Raw genomic sequence first — 7,089 nt, forward strand, 5'->3', positions numbered from 1 at the left:
GCCTCATGGTGTGCGAGGTCGTGCTCTCGCAGGCTGGTCTTGCCGGTGGTTCGGGGTCCGTTCGGATGGGGCGGGCTCGCATCGGGTGAGCGAGGAGGTCGGCGGATGCCGAGGAACAGGGTGCGGGTGGCGGCGGTCGCCCAGGGGGCGCGGGGCACGTCTTCGGTGGTCGCGCGGGCCAGGGGGCTGGTCAAGGAGTACGGTTCCGGACCGATCCGGGTCGCGGCGTTGGCGGGCGTGGACGTGGACATCGTGCGCGGCACCTTCACCGCGATCATGGGGCCGTCCGGCTCCGGCAAGTCGACGCTGATGCAGTGTCTGGCCGGCCTGGACACCGCGACCCGGGGCAGCGTGGCGATCGGCGATACCGAGTTGGCCGGGCTCGACGATGACGCCTTGACCGAACTGCGGCGCGACCGGCTCGGGTTCGTCTTCCAGGCGTTCAACCTGCTGCCCACGCTGTCCGCCCTGGAGAACATCACGCTGCCGGTGGAGATCGCCGGACGCCGGGTCGACCGGGCCCACCTGGATCGCATCGTCGCGGCCACCGGGTTGGCCGGGCGATTGGCCCATCGACCCGCCGAGTTGTCCGGTGGCCAACAACAACGCGTCGCCGTCGCTCGGGCGTTGGTGTCCCGACCGGAGATCGTCTTCGCCGACGAACCGACCGGGAACCTGGACTCGCGAGCCGGCACCGAGGTGCTCGAACTGCTCCGGCGCGGCGTACACGAGTGGGGCCAGAGCGTGCTGATGGTCACCCACGACCCGAACGCGGCGGCCTACGCGGACCGGGTGCTGTTCCTGGCCGACGGCCGGATCGTGGACGACCTGCCCCGCCCCACGGCGGAGGCCGTGTTCGAGCGCATGGGACGCCTCGACGGCCCTGGCCGAAACATCGCATCCGCGGCTCCCGCAGCCGCGTTCGGCCACGACGCGAGCGAGGTGCGCGCGTGACGCTCGCTCGGATCGCGCTGCGCGGGGTCGTGGCACACAAGTCCCGCATGCTCCTGGCTCTGGTGGCGATCGCCCTGGGCACCGCGTTCGTGGCCGGCACGCTGGTGTTCCGCGACTCGGTCACGGCGTCCGCTCGTTCGTCGTTCGCCGAATCGACGGCGGACGTGACGGTGACGCCCCGTGGGAACGGCGGCGACCGCCAGGACGGTACCGGCCTGCCCGCGACCCTGCCCGGTCGGGTGCTGGACGCGGCGACTCGCGCCGACGGCGTGCGCGCCGCGTACGGGCGGGTGCACGTGCCGGACACGGTCGTGCTGGACGGCCGTGGCAGGCCGCTGAGTTCACGGGGGGACCTCGTCGCCGACTGGCCGGCCGATGCCGGGTCCGCGCCACGGCTGACCGCAGGACGCGCGCCGATCGCCCCGACGGAGCTGGTCGTGTCGGCGAACGCCGCTGCGAAGCACGGGGTTCGACTCGGCGATCGACTGCGGATCATGGCCGTCCCCGGTACCTTCGAGGCCACCGTGGTGGGCTTGGCCCGAGACCGCGCGGACCGGGCGCACGACGCCGACCTCTTCCTGGACGCCGCCACCGCGCAGCGTCGACTCCTGGGCGGACCGGACCGGTTCACCTCCATCGCCGTCACCGCCGAGCCCGGGGTGCCGGATGCGCGGTTGCGCGATCGGGTTCTGGCCGCGCTGCCCGATCCCGCCGGCCACACCGTCCGGACCCGCGACGCGGAGGCCGCCGCGCGCGGCGATGCCGCCGGCGCCTCGTTGCGCGTGGTCACCCACCTCATGCTCGGATTCGCCGGGATCTCCGTGCTCGTCGGCGTGTTCCTGATCGGCAACACCTTCTCCATGCTGGTCGCCGCGCGGACCCGACAGAGCGGACTGCTGCGCGCCGTCGGGGCCGGGCGCGGCCAGGTGAACCGCCTGATCCTGGGCGAGGCGGGGCTGTTGGGCATCGCCGGGTCCACCCTGGGCCTCGCGCTGGGCGTGGCACTCGCGGCCGGACTGATCCGCATCGTCGGACGGGTCGGCGCCGGCCCGGCGGCGAGCCTGCCCACGGTGCATTGGTCGACCCCGGCGGTCGCGTACCTGGTGGGCGTGTCGATCACCCTGGTGGCGGCCTATCTCCCGGCTCGGCGGGCCGGCCGGGTGTCCCCGATGGCGGCGTTGCTGCGCGAGGCCGGGCCCGGGACCCGGCGCCCGCTGCGCACCCGCAATCTCGTGGCCGGCACGAGCGGTGTACTGGGCACCGGTGCGCTGTTGCTCGCCGTACGTGCGGACGATCTCGCGGCGGCCGGGCCGTTGCTCGCGGCCGGTGTCCTGCTCACCCTCCTGGCCACCGTGGCCGGCGCGCCGCTGCTGAGCGTATGGGCGGTGCGCGGCCTGGATCGGCTGCTCGCGTCCCGTTCCGGGCCGATCGGCCGGCTCGCCCGCGGCAACGCGATTCGCGACCCTCGGCGCACCGGCGCCACCGCCTCGGCCCTGATGGTCGGCATCGCGCTGGTGAGCTTCCTGTCCCTGGTCGCCGCGTCGTTGGTCACCTCCGTCGACGGCCAACTCGAACGCTCCGTGAACGCGGACTACTTCGTGCTCTCCTCCCGGCCGATGACCGAGCAGGTGGCGCGCGTGGTCCGGGAGACGCCGGGCCTGGACCACGTCACCGCCCAACAGACCGTACGGGCCGACCTGATCACCGCACAGGGCACCGACCGCGATCACGATCTCACCGCGACCACCGAGCGCTTCACCGACGACTTCCGGCTCGCCTTCACCGCCGGCGACACGCGCTCGACGCTGGCCCCGGGCGGCGACGGGATCACCGTGCCGCAGGCGTTCGCCGACGAGCACCGGCTCGCGGTCGGCGATCCGGTCCAGGTGCGCTTCCACGGCGGCGGTACCGCCCGGCTCCGGGTCGGCGGCATCGTGCGCGACGGGGACGTGTTCGCCTCCGGCGCGACCTACATCGGCACCCACGTGGTCCGCGCACACCTGCCCGCCGAGCAAATGCCGCTGGACGACGTGTACTTCGCCACCGCCGCGGCGGGCGCGGACCGGGCCGGGGTGTACGCGGCCCTGGCGAAGCGCCTGGACGCCTTCCCGCAGACCAAGGTCCGCGACCGGGACAGCTACCGCAAGGCGTTGCACGACACGGTCGCCCTGGCCCTGGACCTGGTGTACGCGCTGCTCGCGCTGGCGATCCTGGTGGCCGTCCTGGGCGTGGTCGACACCCTCGCCCTGTCCGTGGTCGAACGCACCCGGGAGATGGCCCTGTTGCGGGCGCTGGGGCTGACCCGGCGGCGGATTCGCCGGATGATCCGCGCGGAGGCGGTCCTGATCGCCGTGGTCGGCGCGGTCCTGGGTCTGCTGCCCGGTCTGGCCTGGGGCGCGGCCACCCAGCGCGTACTGGCGACCAAGGGCCTGGACAGCCTGACCGTCCCGTGGCCGACCTGCGCGGCCGTCCTGGTCGGCGCGGTCGCCGCCGGCACCCTCGCCGCGTGGCTCCCCTCCCGCCGGGCGGCCCGGGTCCACCTGCGCGAGGCGATGGCCGGCGCGGGATGAGCCGTCGAACCAGGGGCGGCGGCGACGTCCTCGCCGCCTCGGGCCCGGCCCGGGTGGCCCGCCCGGTCGGACCGACCGGGTCGGATGAGAGGCTCGACGCACCGAGACGACGTGGGCGAACGAAGTGGGGAAGGGTGTCGCAGGATTCGGGTCGGGGGACGGCCACGGGACGAGTCCGCGGATTCGCGGCACCGGTGCGCGCCGGCGCGCGAAGCGTCGCGGACGCGGTCGGGGTGCTCTTCAAGGGCACGCTGACCGTCGTGCCGACCGCCCTGTTCCTGCTGGTGGCCGGCCTGCTGCGCGCGGGCCTCCTCGGGTCCGGCTCGCGCGGGCACGTGCCGGGCCCGGTCGGCCGCGCCGCACGCAGGCTGACCGAACTGGAACGCAGCCGGCTGGCCGGGCCCGCCGATCCCGACCCGACCCGACCGACCCACCCCGATCCGGGCCCGATCCACCCGATCCCGAGCGATCCGCGGCGGCTGATCCGCTATCTCGCGGCGCGGATGCCGATCGCCCTGCTCGGCGGTGCCCTGCTCGTGCTCACCGGCGGCGGGGTCGGGTTCGCCGCGGTGATGGTGGGCGCGTGGCTCGCGGGCAGTCCGAACACCACCACGACCGACGTACTGATCCTGATCCCCTCCGGACTGGCCCTGTTCGCCCTGGCGTCGTACGGCCTGGTCGGCCTCGCGAAGAGTGATCGGGCCCTGGCCCGGCGGCTGCTCGAACCGGACCGGAACGAGGTACTGCGCCGTCGCGTCGACGAGTTGGCCGCCAGCCGGGCGGGCGTGGTCGAGGCCGTGCACGAGGAACGCCGGCGGATCGAACGCGATCTGCACGACGGTGTACAACAACGCCTGGTAGCGCTGGGCATGTTGCTCGGCCGGGCCCGGCGCGGCGGCGATCCGGCGCGGACCGACGAGTTGCTGCGGCAGGCACACGAGCAGGCCCAGCAGGCGCTGATCGACCTGCGGGACGTGGCGTGGCGGATCCATCCGACCGGGCTGGACGACGGCGGGCTGCGCGCGGTGCTGGAGACGATCGCCGAACGTTCCCCGGTACGGGTCGGGTTGACCTACCACGTCGCCGCGGAGCCGGCGCCGATCGTGGCCACCGCCGTCTACTTCGTGGTCGCGGAGGCGATCACCAATACCGTCAAGCACGCGCACGCCGGCGCCGTCACGGTGTCCGTCGCCGGCACTGAGGGCAACGCGGTGCGGGTACGCATCGTCGACGACGGCGTCGGCGGCGCGGATGCCGCCGGCGGCGGCCTGTCCGGGCTGGCCCGCCGGGTCGCCGCCCTGGACGGAACCCTGCGGGTGGACAGTCCGCCCGGAGGCCCCACCACGATCACCGCGGAGGTGCCGTGCGCATAGTCCTGGCCGACGATTCGGCGCTGCTGCGGGAGGGGTTGGCCCGGCTGCTCGCCGACGAGGGACACGAGGTGGTCGCCAGTGTCGGCGACGGCGACGCCATGGTCGAGGCGGTCGACCGGCACGTCCCGGACGTGGTGGTGGCCGACGTACGGATGCCGCCCACGCACACGGACGAGGGCCTGCGGGCCGCCCTGGAGGTGCGCCGCCGCCGGCCCGGGGTGGGCGTACTGGTGCTCTCCCAGTACATCGAAAAGCGGTACGCCGTCGAGTTGTTGACCGACGACGGCGCGGCCGTGGGCTACCTGCTCAAGGATCGGGTCGCGCACGTGGACGACTTCCTCGACGCACTGGCCCGAGTCGCCGCCGGCGGCGCCGCGTTCGACCCCGAGGTGGTGCGCCAACTCCTCGCCCGGACCAGCCACGTCGACCCGCTGGACCGGCTCACCCCGCGCGAACGCGAGGTATTGGCACACATGGCGGAGGGCCGCACGAACGCCGCCATCGCCCAGGCTCTGCACGTGTCGCAGAGCGCGGTGGAAAAGCACGTCAACGCGATCTTCGACCGACTCGACGTGGCCCACCCGTCCGGATCCGGATACAGCCGCCGGGTCCTGGCCATCCTGCGCTACCTGGGCTCCTGACACCGGCGGAGCCGCCTTCGCCCCGGCTCCCGACCGGCGTTCACGCCTTGGCCCGACCCGGCCCGCGGGCCGTACCGTCGACCCCGGATCGAACTCGACGGCGCGGCGGCCCGCTGCCGGCGGTTGCCGGGCGGGGACCGATCCCCGTTCGGTCCCCGCCCGGGTCGGGTCCGGGCCCGACGACGCCCTGCACGGCCGCGGCCTCCGCCCCGTGTCGGATCCTCGGCCCTCGGCAAGCGCACCACCCGGGGTCACCCCCGTCACCGGCAAGCCTGACGGACCGGACGGTGTCTGAAAACGCCTTTCAGCCTGAGCCGAAACCTGCTGGTCCGGGGACGTTCGAGGACGCACACTGTCGTCGTCCTCCCCTGCTCCGCGCCGGCCGGGAGGCGCCACGGGGGCATCGCGAACACGACGAACACGACGAACACGGGCATGGGGGTACATCGGTGCTGCGCATCCACTTCACCGCGGAGGACCTGGTCCGGACCCGGCTCGCCACGACCCTCGGTGCGGCGGCCGAGACGTATCACAGCCTGGAACTGTTACACGGGCGGCGCAGACCACTGCCCTTCCGGGCTTGGCGCACCGCGGTGGCCGGCCGGCCGGAGGCGACGACGGGTCCGCTCACCGCGCTGATGACGGTACGCGGCCCCGGGATCGACCTGCGCACGCTGGTGGGGGACTCGTTCTCGCTCGACGAGGGCATCGAGAACCTGCTCGCGGTGCCCACCCGGCGGCTGCGCAAGGAAATGGCGAACCTGACCTTCGACCCCGCCCACACGACCTGGGTCCGCGACTTCCTGGACGGCGGCCGGGAACCGCGCCGCGAGTTCGCCGAAGCCCTGCGCGCGTGGCACGACGTGACACTCGCACCGTTCGGCCCCCGGATCCGGTCCCATCTGGAGTCCGTGCGCGCCGGGTATGCGCGCACCCTGCTCGAAGGTGGTGTCGAGCGCCTGCTGGCCGAGTTGTGTGTGCCGCTCGTCCGGTGGAAGCCGCCGATCCTGGAGGTGGACTACCCCAGGGACGACGACATCCGGCTGGGCGGTCGAGGTCTGCTGATCGCACCGACCGTGTTCCTGTGGCGGCAGGCGATGTTGGTCCACGACGTCGAGGACGACACCGCGCCGTTTTTGCTCGCCGTGCCCACGGTGCGCGAGCTCCGGGACGGCGTCGCGCTGTGGGAACCCGACCCGGGCGGCGACCGGGCACTGGGCGCGCTGCTGGGGCAGACCCGGGCCGCCGCGCTGACGGTGATCAACGACGGGTGCAGCACCACGGAGTTGGCCCGTCGGCTGAACATGTCGCCGGCCTCCGCGAGCCAACACGCGACCGTACTGCGCAACGCCCGGCTGATCACCACCACCCGGCAGGGCGGTGCGGTCCTGCACGCCCTGACCCCACTGGGCCTCGAACTCCTCGGCGCCGGCCCCTTCCACCCCGCCCCCGCCTGAGCCCGGGCTCGCCCGCGCCCGTCCCGCTCAATCCGTCGTCGGCAGCGCCGCGATCAGGGCGTTCGCCGCGGAGCAGCACAGGAACAGGCCGAGG

At 73.8% G+C, this 7,089-nt stretch carries 5 protein-coding genes; all 5 read left to right on the top strand.

The annotated features are described in order from the left end of the window. The first annotated feature begins 105 nt into the window (after positions 1-105). The 5 genes from ACFXMF_RS45825 (at position 106) to ACFXMF_RS45845 (ending at position 6,995) form a co-directional block, all read left to right on the top strand. Positions 106-954 (top strand): ABC transporter ATP-binding protein, encoded by an 849-nt coding sequence (locus tag ACFXMF_RS45825; protein WP_379991837.1) that lies wholly within the window; start codon positions 106-108, stop codon positions 952-954. Next, positions 951-3,524, top strand: a complete 2,574-nt coding sequence (locus ACFXMF_RS45830) for an ABC transporter permease (RefSeq protein WP_379991838.1) — start codon at positions 951-953, stop codon at positions 3,522-3,524. The genes ACFXMF_RS45825 and ACFXMF_RS45830 overlap by 4 nt, the downstream gene beginning before the upstream one ends. 194 nt (positions 3,525-3,718) lie before the next feature. Then, entirely contained in the window at positions 3,719-4,897 is a 1,179-nt protein-coding gene (locus ACFXMF_RS45835) for a sensor histidine kinase (RefSeq protein WP_379991839.1), read from the top strand. After that, entirely contained in the window at positions 4,888-5,538 is a 651-nt protein-coding gene (locus ACFXMF_RS45840) for a response regulator transcription factor (RefSeq protein ID WP_360318073.1), read from the top strand. Before ACFXMF_RS45835 ends, ACFXMF_RS45840 begins: the two co-directional genes overlap by 10 nt. 449 nt (positions 5,539-5,987) lie before the next feature. After that, entirely contained in the window at positions 5,988-6,995 is a 1,008-nt protein-coding gene (locus tag ACFXMF_RS45845) for an ArsR/SmtB family transcription factor (protein WP_379988955.1), read from the top strand. Positions 6,996-7,089 lie beyond the last annotated feature (94 nt).

The sequence above is a fragment of the Embleya sp. NPDC059213 genome (assembly GCF_042754445.1).
Classification (GTDB): Bacteria; Actinomycetota; Actinomycetes; order Streptomycetales; family Streptomycetaceae; genus Embleya.